This window comes from Burkholderia sp. AU44665, from assembly GCF_030504405.1.
Classification (GTDB): domain Bacteria; phylum Pseudomonadota; class Gammaproteobacteria; order Burkholderiales; family Burkholderiaceae; genus Burkholderia; species Burkholderia semiarida.
The window spans coordinates 355,204-378,216 of record NZ_JAUJRI010000004.1; the positions used below are offsets into that span (position 1 = coordinate 355,204).

11 protein-coding genes are annotated in these 23,013 nt (G+C 68.5%); 8 read left to right on the top strand and 3 right to left on the bottom strand.

Annotated elements, in window-relative coordinates; translation table 11 throughout:
- The first annotated feature begins 259 nt into the window (after positions 1 to 259).
- The gene (locus QZM15_RS12505) at positions 260 to 1,237 is read left to right on the top strand and encodes an alpha/beta fold hydrolase (protein WP_302106483.1); all 978 of its coding nucleotides are present in this window, start codon (positions 260 to 262) and stop codon (positions 1,235 to 1,237) included.
- 38 nt (positions 1,238 to 1,275) lie between these two features.
- Here QZM15_RS12505 and QZM15_RS12510 read toward each other — a convergent pair whose 3' ends face one another.
- Positions 1,276 to 3,597, bottom strand: coding sequence for a TonB-dependent receptor (locus QZM15_RS12510; RefSeq protein WP_302106484.1), 2,322 nt, complete (start codon positions 3,595 to 3,597; stop codon positions 1,276 to 1,278).
- A 432-nt stretch (positions 3,598 to 4,029) separates the two neighbouring features.
- On the opposite strand from QZM15_RS12510, the gene QZM15_RS12515 reads away from it, so the two are divergent.
- The 7 genes from QZM15_RS12515 (at position 4,030) to QZM15_RS12545 (ending at position 14,462) form a co-directional block, all read left to right on the top strand.
- Positions 4,030 to 5,751 carry a methanol/ethanol family PQQ-dependent dehydrogenase gene (locus tag QZM15_RS12515; protein WP_059583265.1) on the top strand — a complete coding sequence of 574 codons (1,722 nt, stop codon included), beginning with the start codon at positions 4,030 to 4,032 and terminating at the stop codon, positions 5,749 to 5,751.
- Between the two features lie 80 nt (positions 5,752 to 5,831).
- On the top strand, positions 5,832 to 7,034 hold the full coding sequence (locus tag QZM15_RS12520) for a c-type cytochrome (RefSeq protein ID WP_099317791.1): 1,203 nt from the start codon (positions 5,832 to 5,834) through the stop codon (positions 7,032 to 7,034).
- Between the two features lie 98 nt (positions 7,035 to 7,132).
- Positions 7,133 to 7,447, top strand: coding sequence for a high-potential iron-sulfur protein (locus QZM15_RS12525; protein WP_059583268.1), 315 nt, complete (start codon positions 7,133 to 7,135; stop codon positions 7,445 to 7,447).
- Positions 7,431 to 9,311: a sigma-70 family RNA polymerase sigma factor gene (locus QZM15_RS12530; protein ID WP_302106485.1), complete on the top strand. Its 1,881-nt coding sequence runs from the start codon at positions 7,431 to 7,433 to the stop codon at positions 9,309 to 9,311. The genes QZM15_RS12525 and QZM15_RS12530 overlap by 17 nt, the downstream gene beginning before the upstream one ends.
- A 250-nt stretch (positions 9,312 to 9,561) precedes the next feature.
- The gene (gene acs / locus QZM15_RS12535; protein ID WP_302106486.1) at positions 9,562 to 11,544 is read left to right on the top strand and encodes an acetate--CoA ligase; all 1,983 of its coding nucleotides are present in this window, start codon (positions 9,562 to 9,564) and stop codon (positions 11,542 to 11,544) included.
- A gap of 212 nt (positions 11,545 to 11,756) precedes the next feature.
- A complete protein-coding gene (locus QZM15_RS12540) occupies positions 11,757 to 12,827 on the top strand; it encodes a porin (RefSeq protein ID WP_302106487.1) in 1,071 nt (356 codons plus the stop codon).
- Between the two features lie 228 nt (positions 12,828 to 13,055).
- Positions 13,056 to 14,462, top strand: a complete 1,407-nt coding sequence (locus tag QZM15_RS12545; protein WP_059575353.1) for a methyl-accepting chemotaxis protein — start codon at positions 13,056 to 13,058, stop codon at positions 14,460 to 14,462.
- Between the two features lie 21 nt (positions 14,463 to 14,483).
- Here QZM15_RS12545 and pbpC read toward each other — a convergent pair whose 3' ends face one another.
- Together pbpC and QZM15_RS12555 are read right to left on the bottom strand one after the other, a co-directional pair.
- Complete coding sequence (pbpC, locus tag QZM15_RS12550) at positions 14,484 to 16,913, bottom strand: penicillin-binding protein 1C (RefSeq protein ID WP_275905699.1); 2,430 nt, start codon at positions 16,911 to 16,913, stop codon at positions 14,484 to 14,486.
- Between the two features lie 54 nt (positions 16,914 to 16,967).
- Complete coding sequence (locus QZM15_RS12555; protein WP_302106488.1) at positions 16,968 to 22,964, bottom strand: MG2 domain-containing protein; 5,997 nt, start codon at positions 22,962 to 22,964, stop codon at positions 16,968 to 16,970.
- Positions 22,965 to 23,013 lie beyond the last annotated feature (49 nt).

The window sequence follows — 23,013 nt, forward strand, 5'->3', positions numbered from 1 at the left end:
CCGATCGAAAGGAGGATGTAATGAATCGCCCGGGCGCGGCGGCGCGCGTCGCGCCGCGCGACGGCCTGTCTGCGTGATACCGCGATTTCCCGGCGCGTGACTACCCGTGCGAATCCGGATCTTCGCGGCTGGCGCGCTTCTCGCTTTGTCGCAGGGCGGGCCGGGCGACCGTCCGGCCGCCGACGATTACGCCTCCCGATTCCGCCCGAACCCTATCGACATGACGCGTCGCCCGATTCGATCCACGCCGCCGCCCGCCATGCGGGTCTTGCCCGACACGCCGGCGCCGCCGCCCACGCCCGTTCGCCGACGCCTGCGCCGCGATGCGCAATCGATCGCCTTCACCGTGGCCGGCGCCGCGCACGGCCATCCGGTCGTCGTGCTGCACGGCGGCCCCGGCAGCGGCAGCCAGGCCGGCATCCTGCGGCTGTTCGACCTCACCCGCGTGCGCGTCGTGCTCGTCGACCAGCGCGGCGCGGGCGCGTCGACACCGCGCGGCGGCACGCGTCACAACGACACCGCGCGGCTGATCGCGGATCTCGAGGCGGTGCGCGAACAGCTCGGCGTGACACGCTGGGGCGTCGTCGGCGGATCGTGGGGCGCCGCGCTCGCACTCGCGTATGCGGGCACGCATCCGGAACGGGTGACGGGCGTCGTGCTGCGCGGCCTGTTCCTGACGTCGCGCCGCGAAGTCCGCGGGCTCTTCATGACGTCCCGCACGCGTGCCCCGCGCGAATGGCGGCGCCTCAATGCAGCGGCCGGGGGTGGCCGGCCGGATCGCCTGCTGTCGCGCTGCGCGCAGCGATTGCGCCACGGCGCGAGCGCGGCCCGGCAGCGCGCGGTGGCGCTCGCGTGGCACGCATACGAAAGCGCGATCCTCGCATCGGCACGCACGCGCCGCTCGCCCATGCGCGCGATCCGTTCGAACGAGACCGTCCGCCGGCTGATCGACAAATACCGGATCCAGGCGCACTACCTGCAACACGATTGCTGGCTCGGCGAGCGCCGCGTGCTCGCGCTCGCGCGACGGGCCGCACGGGCCCACGTGCCGCTGTTCGCCGCGCACGGGATACACGATCCCGTTTGCCCGGTCGGCAACGTCGAGCGCCTCGCGCGAGCCGTGCCCGAAGCGCGAATCGAATGCGTGAAGGCCGGGCATCTGGCAAGCGACCCGGCGCTGGCGCGCAGCATCGCACGCGCGGTGAACGCACTGTTCGCGACAGCGCCGTTCACGTGACGGCCCGCGCGCGTTGGTGCCATGACGCGGCGACACGCTCAATCCCACGCATAACGCGCGCCGACCCACGCGCCGCGCGGTGCGCCCGGCCCGACGAACGGTTCGTTCACCGGGTTGGCGCCGTCAAACGTGTGGTTCGGTCCGTTGAAGAAATTCTGGCCGAGTACGCCGAAGCTCGCGTAGCGCTTGTCGAGCAGGTTCGTCACGCTCGCGAATACCTCGAACCGCTTCGTGACCCGGTAACGCATGTCGAGATCGACGAGCACGTAGCCCGCGATCCTGCCGTTCACGTCGCCGTTGTTCTCGTCGCCGCGCGCGTACACGCCGCTGCGCCACGTGACGTTCGCGCCGATGTCCCATGCAGGCGTTGCCGCATAGTCGAGCCGCAGCTTCACCGTATGCGCGGGAATGCCGGGGATGCGGTCGCCCGGCTTGACCGTCACGTTGCCGTTCGCGTCGGCCGCCGAATTCGCCGGGCTGTGTTCGGTCCACGACGAACGGTAGGTCGCATCGACATGGCTGTACGACAGCCCGACACCGAGCGGGCCGAGCCGCGTGCGGCCGGCGAGCTCGATACCCTGCCGCCGCGTATCGCCGACGTTGCGGAAATAGCCCTGCGCGCTGGCCGGGCTGCTGATGAACTGTATGTCATCGGTCAATGTCGTGCGATAGGCCGCGGCGCTCCAGGTCGTCGCGGCGCCGATGCGGCCGCGCACGCCGGCCTCGAGCGTCCTCGAGATCACGGGTTTGAGCGCCGGGTCGGCGATGAAGTCGTTCGGCAGCGAACACGGCGCCGCCGGGTCCGCGCACGCGAGCTCGATCGCTGTCGGCGAACGCATGCCTTCGTTGTACGTCGCATACGCGGTAAAACCCGGAACCGGGTTCCAGTTGAGCCCGACCGCCGGGTTGAAGCGCGAGAACACGTGGTTGCCGTCGAGCAGCGGCTGCACGCCGCTCTCGTCGCCGATCTGCGCTTTCGACCAGTCGTAGCGGCCCGACAGCGTGAGCGTCCAGTGCGGCGTCAGCGACAGCGCGTCGCTCAGGTACACGCCGAAATTCGTGTTGCGCGTCTTGGCGCGGGTCTGCTGCACGAAATCGCCGATGCCGAGCGCCGCGCGCGCATCGGTGAAAGACGCGTCCTGCGACGACGCGACGTAGCTCGAGTTCGCGATATCGGCCGAGACGCCCGCGACCAGCCGGTTCGCCATCCCGCCGAGCTTGCCGAGCAGCGTGAGCTGCACGCTGCCGCCGTAGCTGTCGGTGACGATCGTCGATTGCGCGTTGCTGCCCTGCACCGTGTCGACCGTGCCGTCCTCGTCCACCGATCCGTAATCCGTATTGTTGTTGCTGCTCGTGTTCGTGTTGCGCAGGTGCCGGTAGTACGCGTTGCCGCTCAATTCGACGTTTTCGCCGAAGAAGCGGTCGCCCGACAGCGTCAGGTAGCCGGCGCTGTTGCGGTTCCGGTCCGGATACGTATACGCCTGCTTGCGGTTGTCGAGGAACGAGCGCGGGATCGTCTGGGAGCCGGACAGCGTGTTGTCCGCGCCGCCCGCCGCGAGCGACAGCGTCGTGTCCGCATCGGTGTAGCGCAGCTTGCCGAACGCCTGCCGCACGCGGCTCGCGTTATGGTCGGCCCAGCCGCCGTCGTTCGCGACGTTCGCGGTCGCGTAGTAGTCGAGGTTCGGGCCGATCGTGCCGCCCTGCTCGACGCTGGCGCTCTTGCGGCCCCACGCACCGCCCGACACCTCCGCTTCGCCGCCCGGATTCGACCTGCCGTCCTTCGTCGTGATCGCGAGCGCACCGCCGAGCGTGTTGAGCCCGTACACCGGATTGGAGCCCGGAATCAATTGCACGCGGTCGATCGCCTGCATGGGCAGGATGTCCCAGTTCACGACGTCGCCGAACGGCTCGTTTACGCGCACGCCGTCGACGAACACCGACAGCCCCTGCGGCGTGCCGAGCAGCGGCGACGCGGTGAAGCCGCGATAGTTGACGTCCGTCTGATACGGGTTGCCCTGCGCATCCGAGATCGTCACGCTCGGCAGGTTCGCCGCGAAGAAATCGGCGAGCGTCGCGCGGTGCTGCGCGTCGAGTTCCGCCGCACGCACCGTCTGCACGTTCGCCGGCACCTTCGACAGCGGCGTGCCGATCCCGAGCAGCGGCGTGGTGCCGACGACGACCACCGCAGGCAGCACGACGTCCGGCTCGAGCGCGGCCCCGTCCGCCTGCGGCTGCGCGCACACGCTGCCGGCCGGCAAGCCGACCAGCGCGAGCGCGCCGAGGGCCGTGCCGACGCATCGCGCACGCCGGCCGCGCCGCGTCGCGGCGTCGCGCGCGGCGGCCTTTGGTCTCCTGATCATCTACGTTGTCTCCGCATTCATGTTCCGCCGGCGCGTGCGAGGCATCGCGCGGCGACGGGTTGTCGCGAAGCCGGCGTGCGAGAACCGTGCCAGCGCCGCGAGCACGCGTGGCGCGCGCTGCGCCGCACATCGCGTCGGTACCCAATGTGGGCGACCGACTCGCCGCTGTTGCGCGGGCTGCGCCACCTGTCTTGTTTGGCAACACTTCGCGCGCGACGGTGTACCTGAATGCAACACCTGCGTCGACGCGATGGCGCGAACCGCCCTTGCGTGCTTCCCCTGCGATACGCCGGTATGCCGCGTCATACCGGCATGCGACACCGATGGCATGCGACTTGCGTAACGGACAGTGCACTCGGCCCGGAAACCCCAACCGTGCCGGCGCGACGAATCGTTCGCGGCGGTGCGACCACAATGACTCAGGAGACAACCATGAAGAAACTCTCGGCTTCAGCGAGCCGGCTGGCGACGATCGGCATCGCGGCGGCGGCGGCCGTCGCGCTGAACCCCGGCCTCGTCGAAGCGGCCGCGGACTACCCGGCCGTGACCTACCAGCGCCTGACCGATGCGCACGGCGATCCGGGCTGGCTGACCTACTACCGCACCTACGACGGCCGCTCGCACTCGCCGCTCAAACAGATCGACACGTCGAACGCGAAGGATCTCAAGCAGGTGTGGGCGTACAAGTTCCCCGCCGACCTGAAGCAGGGCTTCGAGGCCACGCCGATCGTCAACGGCAACTATCTGTTCGTGACGACGCCGAAGGACAACGTCTACGCGTTCGATGCGAAGACCGGCAAGCAGCTGTGGAAATACGAGCCGAAACTCGGCGCGGCGTCGTTCAAGACCGCGTGCTGCGACGTAGTGAACCGCGGCGTCGCGCTGTACGGCAAGAACGTCTATATCGCGATGCTGAACGGCGAAGTCGCGGCGCTCGACGCGCAGACCGGCAATCTCGTGTGGAAGAAGCAGATGTTCGAGCCGGGCCTCGGCTACGCGTTCTCGCTCGCGCCGCTCGCGATCGACGGCGCGATCGTCGTCGGCACGTCCGGCGGCGAATACGGCATTCGCGGCTACATCGCCGCGCTGAATCCGGAGGACGGCTCGCAGGTCTGGAAACGCTACACGATCCCCGCCGCCGGCGAAAAGGGCGCGGAAACCTGGCCCGACGGCATGCAAAGCCATGGCGGCGGCGCCGCGTGGCTCACCGGCACGTACGACGCCGCGTCCCGCACGCTGTACTGGGGCGTCGGCAACCCCGGCCCGTGGCTCGCCGCGCTGCGCCCCGGCGACAACCTGTATTCCGACTCGCTGCTGGCGCTCGATGCGAAGAGCGGCAACCTGAAGTGGCACTACCAGTACACGAACAACGACACGTGGGACTACGACGGCGTGAACGCGGCCGTCCTCGCGGACATCAAGTACAAGGGCAAGGACTACGACGCGATCATCCACGCGGACCGCAACGGCTTCTTCCATGCGATCGACCGCACGACCGGCAAGCTGATCTACGCGACGCCGTTCGTGAAGGCGCTGTCGGTCACCGGCTACACGGCCGACGGCAAGCCGATCCAGGACGCATCGAAGTTCCCGAAGGCCGGCACGACGATCGAGACGTGCCCGAGCTTCCTCGGCGGCAAGAACTGGTGGTCGATCTCGTACGACCAGGAACGCAACATCGCGGTCGTGCCCGCGCTGCATGCGTGCATGAGCCTGACCGGCAAGTCGGTCAGCTACATGGAAGGCCTGCCGTATCTCGGCGAAGGCTTCGAGATCAAGCCCGAACCGGGCAGCGAAGGCTACGGCGAACTGACGGCCATCGACGTGAACACCGGCAAGAAGCTGTGGAGCCACTGGTCGAAGAAGCCGTGGAACGGCGGCGTCGCGACCACGGCGAGCGGCCTCGCGTTCAGCGGCTCGCTCGACGGCCACCTGTACGCGTTCGACACGGCGACCGGCAAGGTGCTGTGGGAAAGCCCGCAACTGGCGAGCGGCATCATTTCCCAACCGTCGGTGTATGAAGTCGACGGCAAGGAATATGTCGCCGTGCTCGCCGGCTACGGCGGCGCGAACCCGATCTGGGGCGGCCCGATGGCCGACATCGCGAAGGACGTTCCGCGCGGCGGCACGCTGTACGTGTTCGCGCTGAACTGAACACGCGCCACGCCCGAGTCGCGCCCGCATGCGCCCGATGCGGGCGCGACGTCCCACCTGCTTCAACCGGACATACGATCATGAATACTCGCCTCACTTCCGTTACCGTCGCCAGTCTGCTCGCCGTGGGCGTGGCGCTGACACCGGCAGCCGCGTCGGCCGGCGTGCGCGTCTGCACGCTGCCCGGCAGCCCGACCACCGCGCTCGACCGCTCCGTTGCGCGCGAAGTGTTCCGCGCCGCGGGCATCGCCGCGACCTTCAACAAACACGGCGTGGACGACAACGGCGACGACGACGGCATCTCCGCCAGCGAGCTGACGAAATCGCTCGAACGCGACTGCGACGTGATCGCCGGCTTCCCGCGTTCGGCGATCGCCGATGCGTCGGGATCCAGGATGACGTTCTCGCAGGGCTATCTGCGCTCCGGCTACGTCAGCGTGTCGCTGCGCGACGCGCCAGCGCCGACCGGCGCCAAGGAAACGATCGCGGCCACGTACGGCAGCCCGTCGCAACTGATCGCCGCGCAGCAGACGAACGCCCGCTTCGACCTCGAGAACACGAGCGAGAAAACGATCGGCGCGCTCGCCGCGGGCCGTGCGCAACGCGCGATCGTCTGGTATCCGAGCGTCGTCGCGTACGAGCGAGCCCATCCGAAACAACGGTTCCAGGTCGCGGCGACGTCGTCGCCGTACTCCGACTGGCAACTGTCGTTCGCGTTCGGGCCGGGCAAGGACGCGCTGCAAAAGCGCATCGACGCCACGCTGTCGCAGATGAGCGGCAACGGTCGTCTCGCGTCGCTCACGCGCGGCTGGACGCTGCCCGACGGCATCGCGCAAGCCGCCACGCGCGTGCCCGGCCGGTTTCTCGACGGCGCGCTCGCGTCCGCACAGCGGCCGGCAAGGAGCGGCTTCATCAAGGTGTCGACGAGCGAAGGCGGCGGCGTCCCGTCGTTCGATCAGGCGCAGGTGCAGCACGGCAAGAAGCTCTACGGCGATGCGTGCGCGAAATGCCACGGCGATCAGCTCGAGGGCAATACCGCGCCCGCGCTGAGCGGAGAATCGTTCGCGCCCGAGGGCAAGTCGCATATCACGGTCGGCGGCATCTTCCTGTACATGTCGAGCAACATGCCCGCCGATCGCCCCGGCAAGATGACCGCACAGGAGTACGAGGACCTGATGGCGTTCCTGCTTTACTCGAACGGCTACGACGCGTCGAAGAGCAAGCTGACCGCCGAGATCGCCAACGCATCGAAGGCGCCGCTCATCGCCGGACCGCGCAAGTAATCCGCCCGCCCACCTTCGTTTCGATCGACCGCCGCGCCGGGCAGTTTGCCCGGCGCGCGAACCGGACTTTTTCTTTTCATTTCATTCAGGACCCCATCATGATCTCCCGTCACCGCAGAACCTTCTTCGTTCAGGCCGCCGGCCTGTGCGCCGCGCTCGCGGCCGGCCCCCGTGCATTCGCGGCCGCCCCGCCCGTCGACGAAAACGATGCGACGGCGAAGACGCTCGGCTACCGCGCCAAGGCGGCCGCCGTCGACGCAGGCAAGTTCCCGAAGTATCAGGCTGGCCAGACGTGTTCGAACTGCCGCTTCTACAAGGCTGCCGCGGGCGAATCCTTCGGTACGTGCCCGATGTTCGCGGGCAAGACGGTTGCCGCCGAAGGCTGGTGCAACGTCTATGCAAAGCTCGCCTGACGCCGGGCCCGCGCGCGAGCGCGACGGCGTGTCGCGGCGCGGCGCGGCCCCCGATCGCGCCGCGCATCTGCATGCGCTGATCGCGCTGGGCATCGATCGCGGCTACGTGACGCACGGTGAAATCGCCGACGCGCTACCCGACGATGCGGCCGACGGCGCGGATTTCGACGCAGCAGCGTCGATGCTGCGCGAGTTCGGCATCGACGTACGCGAGCATGCCGGCGCGCGCACCGCGTGGACGCTCGACGGCCATTTTTCGCAGGTGACGGAAGTCGCGTCGACGCTGGCCGACGCGTCGACGCCGCTCGCGGCCGACGACCTGCTCGCGGGCCAGACCAACGACCCGGTCCGGCTCTATCTGCGGGAAATGAGCGCGACGCCGTTGCTCGAACGCGACGAGGAAATCGCGCTCGCGCTTCGTCTGGAAAGCGGCCGCGCCGCATGCGTCGACGCATTGAGCCGCGATCCGGCGGCACTCGCCGTCGTCGCGGCGATCGCGGACGACGTCCGCGCCGGCAAGGTGGCGGCATCGGCTTACGTGACGGGGTTCGCCGGTGAAGCCGAGCCGCCCGCGAATGCGGCGACGATGTCGTCCGACGAGCCGATCATGGCACCGCCCGCGCCCGACGACGACGCCGGTCTTTCCCTCGACAGCCCGGCGTGGCGCGATACGGTCGTCGGGGCGCTCGAGCGTGCCGGTGTGTTGGCATCGGCGATGCAGCACGCATTGCGAGCGGACGGTTTCGAGTCGGCGACTTACCGCGCGCTGCTGCGCGACGCTGGCGCGTTAACCGGCAGCATCCGCTTCACCTCGCGCGCGATCGAACGCATCGGACAGACGAACCGCGAGCGCGCGACGCAAGCGCGCACGTTCGAAAAACGGCTCGTCGACACGCTGGCCGCCGCGGGCATACGCGTCGAATCCGCGCGCCACGATCTATTCACGCGGTGCGACGACGTACGCGCGTGGCTACACGCATACAGCGCCGCGCACCCCGATTGCGCGACCGCCCTCGCCCGCCACGCGCCGGCGTTGATCGACGCGCGCACCGCGCTCGCTCGCCTGGCCGCCGAGTCTCCGCTGCCGCTCGACATCGCGATTGCGCTCGATGCGCGGCTCTCGCGTGTCGAGCGCGCGATGCAACCCGCGAGAACGAAGCTGTTCCAGAGCAATCTACGGCTCGTCGTGTCGGTGGCCAAGCGCTATGCCGATCGCGGCCTGCCGTTCCCCGATCTGATCCAGGAGGGCAATATCGGCCTGATGAAGGCCGTCGATCGCTACGACCACCGGCGCGGCTTCAAATTCTCGACGTATGCGACATGGTGGATCCGGCAGGCGATCACGCATGCGCTCGCCGATCTGGGGCGCACGATACGCGTACCCGCGCATACGGTCGATACGCTCAACAAGCTGTCGCGGCTCGCGCGAATCCACCGGCAACGGACCGGCGACGTCGCCGACGCGCGGGTGCTCTCCACGCAGATGCGGCTGCCGGTCGACAAGGTGCGCGAGCTGATGAGCATCGTGCGCGAGCCGATCTCCGCCGATTTGCCGGTTTCGCCCGATCACGACCTGACGCTGTGCGACGTCACGATCGACCCCGACGCGCCGACACCCGAAGAAGCGGCGAGCGCCGGTCAGTTGCGCACGGCGGTCGCCGCGCTGATCGACCGCCTCCCCGCACGCGAAGCGTGGATTCTCCGCCTGAGGTACGGCATCGATGTCGACAACGAGTATTCGCTGCGCGAGATCGGCCGGCAACTGAACCTGTCGGCGGAGCGCGTCCGCCAGCTCGAGGTAGCGGCGCTCGAACGCATCCGGCAATTCCGGCACGCGCCGGCGCTGCGTTCACTGCTCGCCTGACACGGCCATGCCGGGGCGACCGCCTGCCGGCTCGCCCATCCACTGCTCAGGACTGCAACACGACCTGCTGCATTTCTGAACGCCGCGCCGCCTCGCGCCGTCATTCGCAACACCGCAGGGCCGATCGGATCGGGCGCCACCCGCCCGACTGCCGCGGTTTTCGCCGCAGTCGCGCCCCGGTCGCGCAACTGGCATGCATGTTGCGTTTTCACGAGCGCAGCAGGAATCACACGAACGCATGGAGACACGCTTGTCCAAGATCGAATCGGTTCTTCACGAAACCCGTCAGTTCGCGCCGCCCGCGGCGCTCGAGAAGACGGCGACCATTTCCGGCATGCCGGCCTATCGCGCGCTCGTCGCCGAGGCCGAGCAGGATTACGAAGGCTTCTGGGCGCGGCTCGCGCGCGAGGGCCTCACGTGGCACAAGCCGTTCACCAAGGTGCTCGACGAGCGTAACGCGCCGTTCTACACATGGTTCGACGACGGCGAGCTCAACGCGTCGTACAACTGTCTCGACCGTCACGTCGAAGCGGGCCACGGCGAGCGCGTCGCGGTGATCTTCGAGGCCGACGACGGCACCGTCACCCGCGTCACCTATGCGGATCTCCTCGCACGCGTGTCGCGCTTCGCGAATGCGCTGAAGAAACGCGGGATCGGCAAGGGCGATCGCGTCGTCATCTATATCCCGATGTCGATCGAAGGCATCGTCGCGATGCAGGCCTGCGCGCGCATCGGCGCGACGCACTCGGTCGTGTTCGGCGGCTTCTCCGCGAAATCGCTCAACGAGCGGCTCGTCGACGTCGGCGCCGTGGCACTCATCACCGCCGACGAACAGGCGCGCGGCGGCAAGACGCTGCCGCTCAAGAGCATCGCCGACGAGGCGATCGCGCTGGGCGGCTGCGAAGCGGTCAAGAGCGTGATCGTCTATCGCCGCACCGGCGGCAAGATCGACTGGCATGCGGGCCGCGACCTGTGGATGCACGAGCTGACCGACGGCGAATCCGACCGCTGCGAGCCGACCTGGGTCGGCGCCGAGCATCCGCTGTTCATCCTGTATACGTCGGGCTCGACCGGCAAGCCGAAGGGCGTGCAGCACAGCACGGGCGGCTACCTGCTGTGGGCCGCGCAGACGATGAAGTGGACCTTCGACTGGAAACCGGACGACGTGTTCTGGTGCACGGCCGACATCGGCTGGGTCACGGGCCACACGTACATCACGTACGGTCCGCTCGCGTGCGGCGGCACGCAGGTCGTGTTCGAGGGCGTGCCGACTTATCCGGACGCCGGCCGTTTCTGGAAGATGATCGGCGATCACAAGGTCACCGTGTTCTACACCGCGCCGACCGCGATCCGTTCGCTGATCAAGGCAGCCGAAGCCGACGACAAGGTCCATCCGAAGAGCTATGACCTGTCGAGCCTGCGCATCATCGGCACGGTCGGCGAGCCGATCAATCCGGAAGCGTGGATGTGGTATCACAAGCACGTCGGCCACGAGCGCTGCCCGATCGTCGATACGTGGTGGCAGACCGAAACCGGCGGCCACATGATCACGCCGCTGCCGGGCGCGACGCCGACCGTGCCGGGTTCGTGCACGCTGCCGCTGCCGGGCATCATGGCCGCGGTGGTCGACGAGACGGGCCAGGACGTGCCGAACGGGCAAGGCGGCATTCTCGTCGTCAAGCGTCCGTGGCCCGCGATGATCCGCACGATCTGGGGCGATCCGGAGCGCTTCAAGAAGAGTTATTACCCGGAAGAACTCGGCGGCACGCTCTATCTGGCTGGCGACGGCACCGTGCGCGACAAGGAGACCGGCTACTTCACGATCATGGGCCGGATCGACGACGTGCTCAACGTGTCGGGCCACCGGCTGGGCACGATGGAGATCGAATCGGCGCTGGTGTCGCATGAACTCGTGGCCGAGGCGGCGGTGGTCGGCCGCCCGGACGACACGACGGGCGAGGCGGTCGTGGCATTCGTGGTGCTGAAGCGTTCGCGCCCGGAAGGCGACGAAGCGGCGGCGCTCGCGAAGGTGCTGCGCGACTGGGTCGGCAAGCAGATCGGGCCGATCGCGAAGCCGAAGGACATCCGCTTCGGCGACAACCTGCCGAAGACGCGCTCGGGCAAGATCATGCGGCGCCTCTTGCGCTCGCTCGCGAAGGGCGAGGCGATCACGCAGGATACGTCCACGCTCGAGAATCCGGCCATCCTCGAGCAGTTGAACCGCTCGATGTGACATCGCCCGCCACGGCGGGCGTATCGCTTCAACGCGGCGCCGCGGCACGGCCGCGATCCCGTTTCCCACGCCGGGCTCGCGGCCGCCTTCGCGCCGGCGACAGGCATCGCCGTGCGTTCCCCGACGGCACGGCATGCAGGCGGCTCGCATCGCTTTCGCCGCCTTTTCAATTAGTCGTACGTATTACAACACTCACAAAACGGAGACAGACGATGAAGAGCAGGACATGGATGATTTGCACGGCGCTGTTCGGCGCGGCCGCCAGCACGAGCAGTTTCGCGCAGAGCAGCGTCACGCTGTACGGCGACCTCGACGCCGCGTTGCTCTATACGAGCCGATCGCTCGATTCGGCAACCGGCGGCAACGCCGGGCGCCAGTTCGCGCTGACCGACACGGGCATGACGCCGACCAACTTCGGCATCACGGGTACCGAGGATCTCGGCGGCGGGCTGCACGCGAAATTCAAGCTGGAGAGCGGCTTCAACATCACGGACGGCGCGTTCGGCCATTCGAACGGCAACTTCTTCGGCCGCCAGGCGTGGGTCGGGATCGACGGCGGCTTCGGCGAAACGAAGGTCGGCCTGCAGTTCTCGCCATTCGTGCTCGCGATACTCGGATCGGATCCGCGCAACGTCTCGCACTTCGGCGCCGCGCTGGTGCCGTACGTCGACAACGTACTCGTCACGGGCCTCTTCAACCCGAACGCGATTTCGTACACGAGCCCGACGATCGCCGGGCTGACGGCCAGCGCGATGTTCGGCTTCGGCGGCAAGGCCGGCGACTTCCAGGCGGGACGCCAGTATTCCGGCAGCCTTACCTATACGAACGGCGGCTTCATGCTCAACGCGGCGCTCTACGACGGCAACGGCGGCACGTCCCCGACGCCGGTGCCGAGCACGGTCGCGTTCGTCGGCCGCACGATCGGCGCCGCCTACACGTTCGGGCCGGTGACCGGCAAGGCGTCGTTCACGAGCTACAAGGTCGCCGGCTCGTTCAGCAACAACGTGTACAGCGCCGGCCTCGACTATCGCGTCACGCCGGCGCTCGACCTGAACACCGGCGCGTGGTACACGACCGACCGCAACGATTCGCACAATCATTCGCTGCTTGCCGCGATCGGCGCCGACTACAGCCTGTCGAAGCGCACGGGCCTGTATGCGCAGGTCGGCGTCGTCAACAACCACGGCGCGATGAACACGGGCCTCGGCATCACGGGCGGCGCGTTGTACGGGTTGCCGGGCACGACGGTCGGCGTCAACGCCGGCATCCACCACGTGTTCTGATACAGCCCCCGAGGACGGGCGGCCACCACGCGCCGTCCGTCCGGCCACGGAAACGTCGCGCGAACGTGGCGCAAACGCGCCCCTCCCGGCGCCGGTCCCGCCATCCGGCACGCCGATCTCGATGTTTACCCGACCTCAAGTCCGCGGTCGTACGGCCGTCAAGTCAGGAACGCATACCCAACATCCGCCGGGAACCCCGCGCGCGTGTCCTCAAGGAGACCCACCAACGTGAACTTCTTCGGAATCGGCCGCGGCCGCCGTTCGTCGCGCGCGCTCGTCGGCGACATCGCCGAGCAGGCAGGCCGGCTCGGCATCGAGATCTGCGACGTATCGGGCCACGTCGAGGAAGTCGCGGCCCGCGTCGCCCGGCAGGCGGAGGTCTGCCACACGCTGCGCGAATCGGCCGCCCTCACGCTGCGCGGCAATCACCGGATCGCCGAGGCCGCGCAGCAGGTGCGCGACGTCAGCGCCAACGCATCGAACGCGGTCCGGCAGTCGCAGCAGACGATCGAGGCGTCGCTCGCCGACATTCACGGCCTCGTCGAGGGCGTCACCACGATCAGCGACCAGATGGGCGCGCTGCGCGACGCACTCGATCACGTGCGAGCCGTCTCCGAGGAGATCTCGGTGATCGCCCGACAGACTCACCTGCTCGCGCTGAACGCCGCGATCGAGGCCGCGCGCGCCGGCGAATCCGGCCGCAGCTTCGCGGTCGTCGCGGCCGAGGTCAAGAACCTGTCCGCGAAGACCGGGCAGGCCACGGCCCAGATCGAGACGACGCTCGCGCGGCTCGCCGAGCAGACCGAGCACCTGCTCGCGGAAGGCACCGACAACGCCGCCCGCGCGCACCGCGTGCGCGAGGGCACCCGCACGATCGGCGAGGTCGTGCACGCAACCGGGCACGCGATCACCGAGCTCGCGGGCGAGGCCGAACAGATCGCATCGCTGACGGATGAGATCGAGGCACAGTGCCACCGTCTCGACGAGCAGGTGGGCGAGATGGCGTCCGGCGTCGAGAACTCGGCCGACAATTTCTCGCAGGCCAAGGACCGGCTCGGCAACCTGCTCTCCGTTTCCGAAACGCTGATCGAGCTCACGGCCGCGACCGGCATCGAATCGCCCGACACGCGCCTGATCGACACCGCGCGGAGCACGGCCGCCGCGATCAGCAAGCTCTTCGAGGACGCGGTCGGCCGCGGCGATATCGCGCTCGACGCGCTCTTCGACACGCACTACGAACCGATTCCGGGCACCGACCCGCAGCAGTTCATGACGCGCTTCACGGCGTTCACCGATCGCGTGCTGCCGGCCATCCAGGAACCGGTGCTCGATCTCGACGAACGGATCGTCTACTGCGCGAGTTTCGACCGGCAGTGCTACCTGCCGACCCACAACCGGAAGTTTTCGCTGCCGCAGCGCGCGGACGCCGCCTGGAACGCGGCGAACTCACGGAACCGCCGGATCTACACGGACCGGACGGCGCGCATGTCCGTGTCGCACGACAAGCCGTTCCTGTTGCAAACCTATCGGCGCGACATGGGCAACGGCCAGTTCGCGCTGATGAAGGACGTGTCCGCGCCGATCGTCGTCGGTGGACGGCCATGGGGCGTCCTGCGGATCGGCTACAGCGTCTGAACCGGCGCAAGCGGGCCGCGCCTACTGCTCCAGCCCCACGCCCAGCGGCCGCTGATCGCTGCGCCCGTGATCGTCGACCACCCGCACCGTATAGCTGCCGGCCGTGCGCGGCTGCCAGAACAGCGCATCGCCGGGCACACTGCGGCCGACGTACGCGTCGTTGACGAACCAGTACAGCGCATGCGCGCTCGCATCGGCGGTCGCGTTGAACGCGATGCGCGTGTCGTCGGCGGTCTTCACGCGCATCGCATACGTACTGCCGCGCAGCGGCGACGTGATGCGCGGCGGATCGCCTTCGACCTGCCCGGCATCGCGACAATCCGCATTCTGCGGCGGCCGCCGGCGCGGAATGCCGGCTTGCGCGAACACCTGCTGCAAATCCGACGGCCAGAACTCGAAGATCTCCGTATGCGTGCGCTTGCCGTCGTACGGCGGGCACGCGGCCTTCCCCGTCGCGTCGTCGATCACGACGGGCCGGTGCACGGTGCTCACCCGAATCGGCGACGTGCCCGGAATGAACCACGTCCAGCCCTGCTGCGGACACCACTCGTTCGGCAGATCGCCGCTCGCGAGGCAAACGCGCACGCGCTTCAGCCGCGGCGGCACCGAGCGCGGCGGCTCGACGAGCGTGCGTTCCGCGTTCATCGCATCGACGACCTGGAAGAACAGCGGCGCGGCCGCATCGACACCGACGAACGCGGTATTGGTCGAATTGTCGAAATTGCCGACCCACACGACCAGCACGTACGGGCCGAACACGCCGGCCGTCCACGCATCGCGAAACGACCACGACGTACCGGTCTTCCAGTACACGGGCACGCTCGATGGCTGCGCGCCGCTCGTCTCGTCGGGACGCAGGTGCTGGCGCAGCATGTCCATCGTCATGTAGCTCGCCTCGGCGCTCAGCAGGCGCCGGCCGGGCAGCGCCGGCTCGTCCGCGCGCAGCCGCAGCGGACGGAACTCGCCGCGGTTCGCGAGCATCGCATACAGCGCCGCGAGATCCTGCATCGTCACTTCGCCGCCGCCGAGCACGAGCGCGAGCCCGTAGTGCCGCGCGCTCGCGAGCCGGCGCACGCCGGCATCCTGCAGGAACCGATACAGGTCGGGCGACTTGAGCTGTGACGCGACCCACACGGCCGGCACGTTGCGGCTGCGGTTCAGCGCATCGGTCGCCGTGATCGGCCCGAGGAAATGACCGTCGAAATTCTCCGGCGCATACGGTCCGAACGCGGTCGGCACGTCGCGCAGCACGGTCTGCGGATGCAGCACGCCCTGGTCGAAGCCGAGCGCATAGATAAACGGCTTGAGCGTCGAGCCCGGCGAGCGCCGCGCAAGCGTGCCGTTCACCTGCCCGTCGATCGTCCGGTCGAAGAAGTTCGCGGAGCCGACCAGCGCCTTCACGCCCATGTCGCGCGTATCGACGAGGATGGCCGCCGCATTGCGCACGCCGCGCGTATCGTTGCGCGCGACATAGCGTGAAATCTGCCGTTCGAGCGTGCGTTGCAGGTCGAGATCGACGGTCGTCGCGAGCCGCGTGCCGCCATCGCTGTCGCCATCGCGGTTGCCATCCGCCGCCGCGCCCCCCGACGTCGTGTGCCATGCGCCGCGCGCGGCGAGCGCCTGGTCGACCGCGTGCGGCGCATCGAACGGCAGCGCGGACAACGGCCGCATCGCCAGCGGCAACGCGAACAGCGGCTCGAGCGATGCATCGCCCGGATGCGTCGTCAGCCAGCGCGCATACAGCCGGTTGCGCGACGCGGCCAGCGCCCGGTTGATCGCGTCCTGCCCGCCGCGCACGCGCCGCGCCGGGTCCTGCGGAATCACCGCGAGCGCGAGCGCTTCGGGCAGCGTCAGCGCGTCCGGCATCCGGTCGAAATAGACGACGCTCGCGGTGCCCGCGCCTTCGACGTTGCGGCCGTACGGCGCGTCGTTCAGATACGCTTCGAGAATCTGCCGCTTCGAGTAGAACAGTTCGAGCTGCACCGCGCGTGCGACCTGCTCGAGCTTGCCGGCCGGCGTGCGCGTGTTCAGCTTCCACAGCGAGCGCGCGAGCTGCATCGTCAGCGTCGAGCCGCCCTGCGGATTGCCGCCGCGCACGTAGGTGATCCATGCGCCGCGCGCCAGACCGTACGGGTTGAAACCCGGATGCCACCGGAACCATCGGTCCTCGTGCAGCATCACGGCTTCGACGAGCTGCGGCGACATCCGCTCGAGCGGCACCCACAGTCGGTAGCGGTCGTCCTTCGCGAGCGTCAGGCGCAGCAACCGGCCCCGCGCGTCCGTCACCGCGACCGATGACGGTTTCCAGTCGCGCAGCGGCGGATGCGGCCACAGCCGGCACGCGGCCAGCGCGCCGAACACGAGCAACGCGCCGACGAGCCAGTTCTGCCAGCGATGCAGCCAGCGGCCGGCGCCGTGCAACGCGCGCCGGAGCACGGATGCGTCAGCCACGGCCGGCCGCTCCTGGCGACCTGCGCGGCCTGCCACGCCGATGCAGCCGCCTCGTCATCGCACGCGCTCCACCGTCAGCGCCGCGCCGCCCGGCGCCTGCGCCTGCACGCGGCGGTCGTACATCGATTCGCCGTAGGCCGGCGGCGCAATGAAGCGACCCGCATTGCTGGCCTTGATCCGGTAGACGAACTCCCGCACGTCGGTCGTCGCGGTGCCGTAGACCACCACGCGATCCTCGCGGATATCGGCGAACTGCGGCTGCCACGTCGAGCCCTTCACGCCGATCGGCGAATGCCACGGCGCATCGGCCACCGGCGCCGACGCACTGCCGTCGCCGTTGCCGTCCTCCGTATCGGTCACGGGCGGCGGTGCGATCACCGGATCGAAGCCGCCCGGCAGCAGGTCGACGATCGCGACGTTGCCGACGTTCGCCGAACCGGTCGCGCGAATCTTCAGGTGCACGTCGATCTCCTGGCCGAGCGTGATCCTGGCGAGCGGCTTGCCGTCCGTATCCGTGTAGTCGCGCACGATCTCCAGCCCGTTCTTGATCGCCTTCGTCGACGTGCCGCGGTCGTAGCCCGACTGGCTCGCGACCCACCAAGCCGGCAACGCGCTGCCGTTCACGAAGTCGACCCGCGATGCGCCGGCCGACCACGTGCCCGAGCGCACGAGGTTCGCCTGGATCGACGATACGTCCTTCGGCGCGGCGCCCGCGCGCACTTCATTGATCGCGAGCTGGTCGAGCTGGCCCGCGTTCGATGCCGCATACGCGTCGAGCGCGAGAATCGTCATCGCCGACGACAGCGTGTTGTAGCGGTTGTCGACGAGCGGCGCGGCGAGGTTGTCCATCGCGCGCGGCGACAGCTTGCGCACGCGCTCCGGGAAGTGCTTCGCGAGCAGGTACAGCACGCTCGCATCGCGCGTCAGCGGATCGATGTAGTAGCCGGTCGAATCGTCCCCGCCGGACGCGCGCTTGCGTTCGAGCAACGCCTGCGGGCCCGCGATCAGCGCGGCGGCCTCCTTGTCCTGCTTCAGCAACTGATACGACGCGGCGAGCCACGCCGCCGCGAGATCGTTCTTCCAGTCGTTCGGATAGGCCGCCTGCAGCCGCTTCTGCACGGCCGCGAGGCTGTTGGTGGTCACGTTGCCCTGGCGCGTCAGCAGGTAGACCGCGTACGCGCGCTGCCGCAACAGGTCGAGCGAGCCGAGCGAATCGTTCGCGGCAAGCCGCTGCAAGTACGCGTTGCCCGCGTCGAGCATGTCCTTCGGCACCGCGACGCCGCGGTCGCGCGCATCGAGCAGCACGTGCATCGCATACGCGGACACGAACGGATCGGCATCGGGCGTCGCACTCCACAGGCCGAAGCCGCCCTGTGCGTTCTGCCGGCCGCGCAGCACGCCGAGGAACTGCGCGATCGCGCTCGCGTTCGTCACATCGGCGCCGGCTTCGGGCGCATGCATCGCGCTCGTCAGCGCGCGCACCGACAGCCACTTCGCCGCGAACATGCGCGGTACGGCCGCGCTCACCATCTGCTCGCTGCACGCGTGCTCGAAGTTGACGAGATACGACGACAGCCCTTCGGACAGCACCAGCGGCGCGGTCGAGATGCTCGCGTCGCGCGACGCATACGCGTCGTACATCGACCGCAGGTTCGGCACGCTCGCCTTCCTGCCCGGCTCGAGCCGCGCGATGTCGAGCTGCGTGCGGAACGCGGCGGCCGGTCGCACCGACACGTCGACCCGCTGCTGCGCGCCCTTCGCGCCGTAGCGCGCGCCGAACGACAGCGCGCCCGAGCCGAGCGTGTCGGTCGCCTTCACGCGGAACAGCGCGACGCCTTCGTGCTGCGGCGCGAGCGCGACGTTCTGCGTCGCCGGCCCGATCACCTGCAACTGCGGGCCCGTCTTCAGCGTGACCGCGACCGGCACCGGCTGGTTGCCGACGCCCGTCAGGTTGTTCGCGACGCCGACGCTGACGTCGGCCTCGTCGCCGGGCGCGAGCGTCGTCGGCACGTTCGGCGACAGCACGAAATCGCCGCGTACCGTCGTCGCGCCTTCGAACGTGCCGACCAGGTCCGGCGACACCGACACGGCCATCACGCGCAGCTTCCCGTTGAAATAGTCGGGCACCGTGTAGCTCAGGCTCGTGTCGCCGTTCACGTCGACGATCCCCGACCAGTAGACGACCGGCTTGTCGCGCTTGCGCTTGAACGGGTTCAGCTGGCGGCCGATCGCATCGTCGGCGTCGCCGCCGGGCGCGGCCATCGCCATCAGCTTCTCGAAGTCCGGCAGGATCAGGTCGAGGATCTGCGACGTGCCGACTTCGAGCATCCGCTTGCGGAAGAAGAACTTCAGCGGATCGCCGAGCTTGTAGCGCGCGACCTGCAGGATGCCCTCGTCGACCGCGAACACGACGACCTTCGCCGGCTTCGCCGAATGCACGACGAAATTGACGGTATCGCCCGGCTTCACGAGCGCCGGCGCATCGACGCTCACCGCGTTGCGGCGCGCGTCGAGGTTCACCGAGAACGGCACGACGCCGTAGCTCAGCGGGCTCATGAAGATCTCGTCCGACGAAGGATCGCGGATGGTTTGCACGTTGATGTAGCCGTTGCCCTCGAAGCCGGCCGGCACCGTGATGTGCTGGATCGAGCTCGTCGTGTCCGCGTGGAACCACGCGTGCGCATACACCTTGTCGCGCTCGATCGTGATCAGGCCGCTGCCCGCGTAAGGCGCACGGATCGCGATTTCCACCTGCTCGCCCGGCTTGAAATCGTGCTTCGCGAGGCTCACCTGAAGCTCCGCGTTACGATCGAGCGAACGCGTGACGTTCGCGGCGCCCGTGACCGAATACTCGATCCGGTTCACCGCGGCGCCATCGGCGCGGCGGATCACGAGCGCATAGCTGCCCGGCTTGTCGGTGCGCAACGCGTAGTCGAGCCCGGCTGCCGGAATCGACAGCGGCTTCTCGTCGACCGGCACTTCCTTCAGCCGCGAATCGTATTTGTACGCGCCGGAATCCTGCTTGGTCAGCACCGACACATAACGCTGCTCGACGAGCTGCGCGCGCAGGTCCTTCACGTCGATCGCCTTCGCGCCCGGATCGATCGCGACGAGCCGCACCGTGCGCGGGCTGCCGCGCTTCACGTAGCCGAGATCGTCGACCGACTTGTAGCCGACGAGCCAGTCGTTGTTCGACACGAGCGTCTGCGCGTTCGCGGCGACGTTGCGCCCGCCTTCCGCTTCATACGCCTTCGCCTGGAAGTAGAGCTGGTAGGTCGCGTCCGCATACTTGTCGAGATCGAGATCGAACTCGGCATGGCCCTTGTCGTCGGTCGTGCCGTCCTGCAGCGCGGTCGTATAGCCCTCCTTCGCGCGGCGTGCGTCGAAGAAGTGATAACCCTGCCAACTGCGGAACGACGGCCAAACTGGGCGCAGCGTCAGCGTCGCCGCGACGCGGCGTTTCTCTGCCGGCGTGCCGAACAGGTTCTGCGCATCGACGAGGCCCTTCAGCCCCTTCGGCTTCACCCACCCTTCGACGACCTGCTGCGACAGCTTCGCGTCGACCTTCATCCGGTCGGGCAGGAATTCCTTCACCTGCACCGTCGTGCTGCCGATCGGCTCGGCGCCCGGCTGGCCGTCCTTGACGATATACAGGTTGACGGTCCACGTACCGGTCGGTGCCGTTTCGGCGGTCGTGTAGCCGAGCTCGGTGAAGCCCGTCGCGTCGACGGTCACGGGCTTGCGCTCGACGGTCATCCCGCGCGGGTCGACGATCTCCGCCTGCAGCGGCACGCCGGCCGGGCTGCGCGCCCAGCTCGCCGCCCGCACGATCAGACCGATATGGAACGGATCGCCGGGCCGGTACAGGCCGCGATCCGAGAACAGGTACGCGGACAGTTGCCCCTGCCCTGTCGCGTTGCGCTCGCCGTCGACGTCGAAGCGCGAGAAATCGAGCTGGCGATCGCGGCCGGCCACCGGCAGGAACGACAGATCGGTGTCCTTCTTCACGACGTACAGTTGCGGACGCTTCTCGCGGTCGAGCCCCTTGAACGCGGGGAAATGCACGACGCCGTCGGCGCCGGTCGTCTGCGTGAACAGCGCCTGGCCGTTCACCGCGAGCACCGACACGGTTGCGCCCGCAACCGGCTTGCCCGAGCGGATCGACTGGATGAACACGTCCTGGCTGCCGTCCAGCGCCTTCTTCACCAGCATCCCGAGATCGGTCACGACGATCAGGCGAGTGTCGCCGAGTGCGTTGTCGCTGTCGTCGCCGTTGCCGCCGCTGTCGCCCGAATCGGCGTTGTCGGATGAATCCTGGCCGCCGTCGCCGGACGCCGAATCGCCGTCCTTCGCATCGTCGGCTTTCTTCTTCTCGGCCGCCGGATCGTACTTCGACAGATGCAGCAGGAACACGCCGCGCTTGTCGCCCTTCAGGTACTGGCCGAGGTCGATGCCTTCGTAATGGGCACGGCCGGGGTCGCCGGCCGGGAACGCACGGGTCTGCACGAAGCGCTCGACGATGTGATCCTCGCTGAACGAATACGACAGCTCGGGCCGCGCGTACGTGCCGTTGTTGAAGCTCACGAGATGCTGGATCTGGTCGGGCAGCACGCGGCCGATCTCGACCTTCATGCCCGGCAGGTTGCGCGACACGACCGACAGCCGCTTGCTGCCGCTCATCGACAGCAGCGAGCCGTCGGCCATGAAGCGCAGCAGCTTCGGATAATCGGGCACCGTGAACGCGTTCGTCACCGGCGCGCCGAGCCGGTAGCCGCCCGCCGATTTCAGGTCGCCCTCGAACCGCACGACGACGCGCTCGCCCGGCGTCGCGTGGTACTTGAAGCTCTGCAGCGTCGCGAAGTCGTTCTCGGTCGGCACCGCTTCGAGCGGCAGCGGCTTCGACTGCTTCAACACCGCGTCGCTGATGTCGGCCACGTTCCATTCGTACGGCGGATCGTCGTCCGCCTGCTCGACGCCCGGCTTGCGCTTGGGCAGCACCCACGCCTTCGCGCGCGCGGCCAGCTCGGCGCCGCGCACGCCGTCGGAGGTTTCGGCGACGAGCACCTGCTCGGGCTCGTAGCGCTCGTTGTCGACGAGCGTCGGCGCGATGTTGTCGATCGTCAGGCTGTACAGCCCCGGCACGCCGACCGATGCGTGCAGCACGTCGGGCGTGCCGTTGCCGCCGCGCGCGCTCTTCACGCCCTTGTCGACGTCGAGCCGTGCCGTCAGCGGATCGCGCGGAATCTCGAGCGGCTGCGAGTAGACCCACGCGCTCGTCTTCATCTTGTCGTAGTTGACGGTGTAACGCAGCGGCGACACGGTCTTGCCGTCGCGGCCGACCAGCACCAGGCCGATGCGCTTCTCGAACTCGGCCGGATCGACCGGGTAGTTGAAACGCAACTGCAACAGCGCCTGCTTCTCCGCCGGATTGTCGGGGTTCTGGTAGAACTGGTTGTCGCCGAACGTCGCGGCGAACGCCGGCACGTCGAACGCGAAACGGTCGTCGTGCATCGTTACCTGCGGCGCGAACACGCGATGCACGGCGAAGCGCACCTCGACGTGCGCGCCGACCGGCCAGTCGGCCGCCGGCGTGAAGCGCAACGTCTTGTCGTCGACCCACTCCCACGCGCCCTTCAGCGCGGGCGTCATCTCGATGCCGTCGCCGGCCGGCTTGCCGACCTGTTCGATCGGCGCGGCCGATCGCGAGAACGCCACCTCGAGCGGATGCACGGTGATCTTCGGCTTGTCGGAGTCGTCGACCTCGTAGGTCGTGATCGCCGGCGCCTTCACGGTGAAGCCGACGGTTTCGGGCTCGGGCGGCTTCGGGCGATGCTTGAACCAGTAGCCGCCATAACCGAGCGCGGCCGCGAGCAGCACGATGCCGCCGGCATGCCACGGGCGGCGGCGCACGGCCGCGGCGGTGACGCCCATCCACGCAGGCGCCGTCCACGACACGTCGCCGACCAGCGGCCGCAGCGCGCAGCCGAGCAGCCAACAGACGAAGCCCGCCACGCGAATCGGCAGGAGCAGCAGGAAACGCAGCAAATCCATTTTGTTATTTCCTTGTCAAGGACATGCTGCCCAAGCGGCAACCTTCCCC

Coding starts and splice junctions, on each gene's coding strand:
- QZM15_RS12555 (WP_302106488.1), bottom strand. CDS start 22,964: ATGGATTTGCTGCGTTTCCTGCTGCTCCTGCCGATTCGCGTGGCGGGC.
- QZM15_RS12505 (WP_302106483.1), top strand. CDS start 260: ATGCGGGTCTTGCCCGACACGCCGGCGCCGCCGCCCACGCCCGTTCGC.
- QZM15_RS12510 (WP_302106484.1), bottom strand. CDS start 3,597: ATGATCAGGAGACCAAAGGCCGCCGCGCGCGACGCCGCGACGCGGCGC.
- QZM15_RS12540 (WP_302106487.1), top strand. CDS start 11,757: ATGAAGAGCAGGACATGGATGATTTGCACGGCGCTGTTCGGCGCGGCC.
- QZM15_RS12520 (WP_099317791.1), top strand. CDS start 5,832: ATGAATACTCGCCTCACTTCCGTTACCGTCGCCAGTCTGCTCGCCGTG.
- QZM15_RS12525 (WP_059583268.1), top strand. CDS start 7,133: ATGATCTCCCGTCACCGCAGAACCTTCTTCGTTCAGGCCGCCGGCCTG.
- QZM15_RS12530 (WP_302106485.1), top strand. CDS start 7,431: ATGCAAAGCTCGCCTGACGCCGGGCCCGCGCGCGAGCGCGACGGCGTG.
- QZM15_RS12515 (WP_059583265.1), top strand. CDS start 4,030: ATGAAGAAACTCTCGGCTTCAGCGAGCCGGCTGGCGACGATCGGCATC.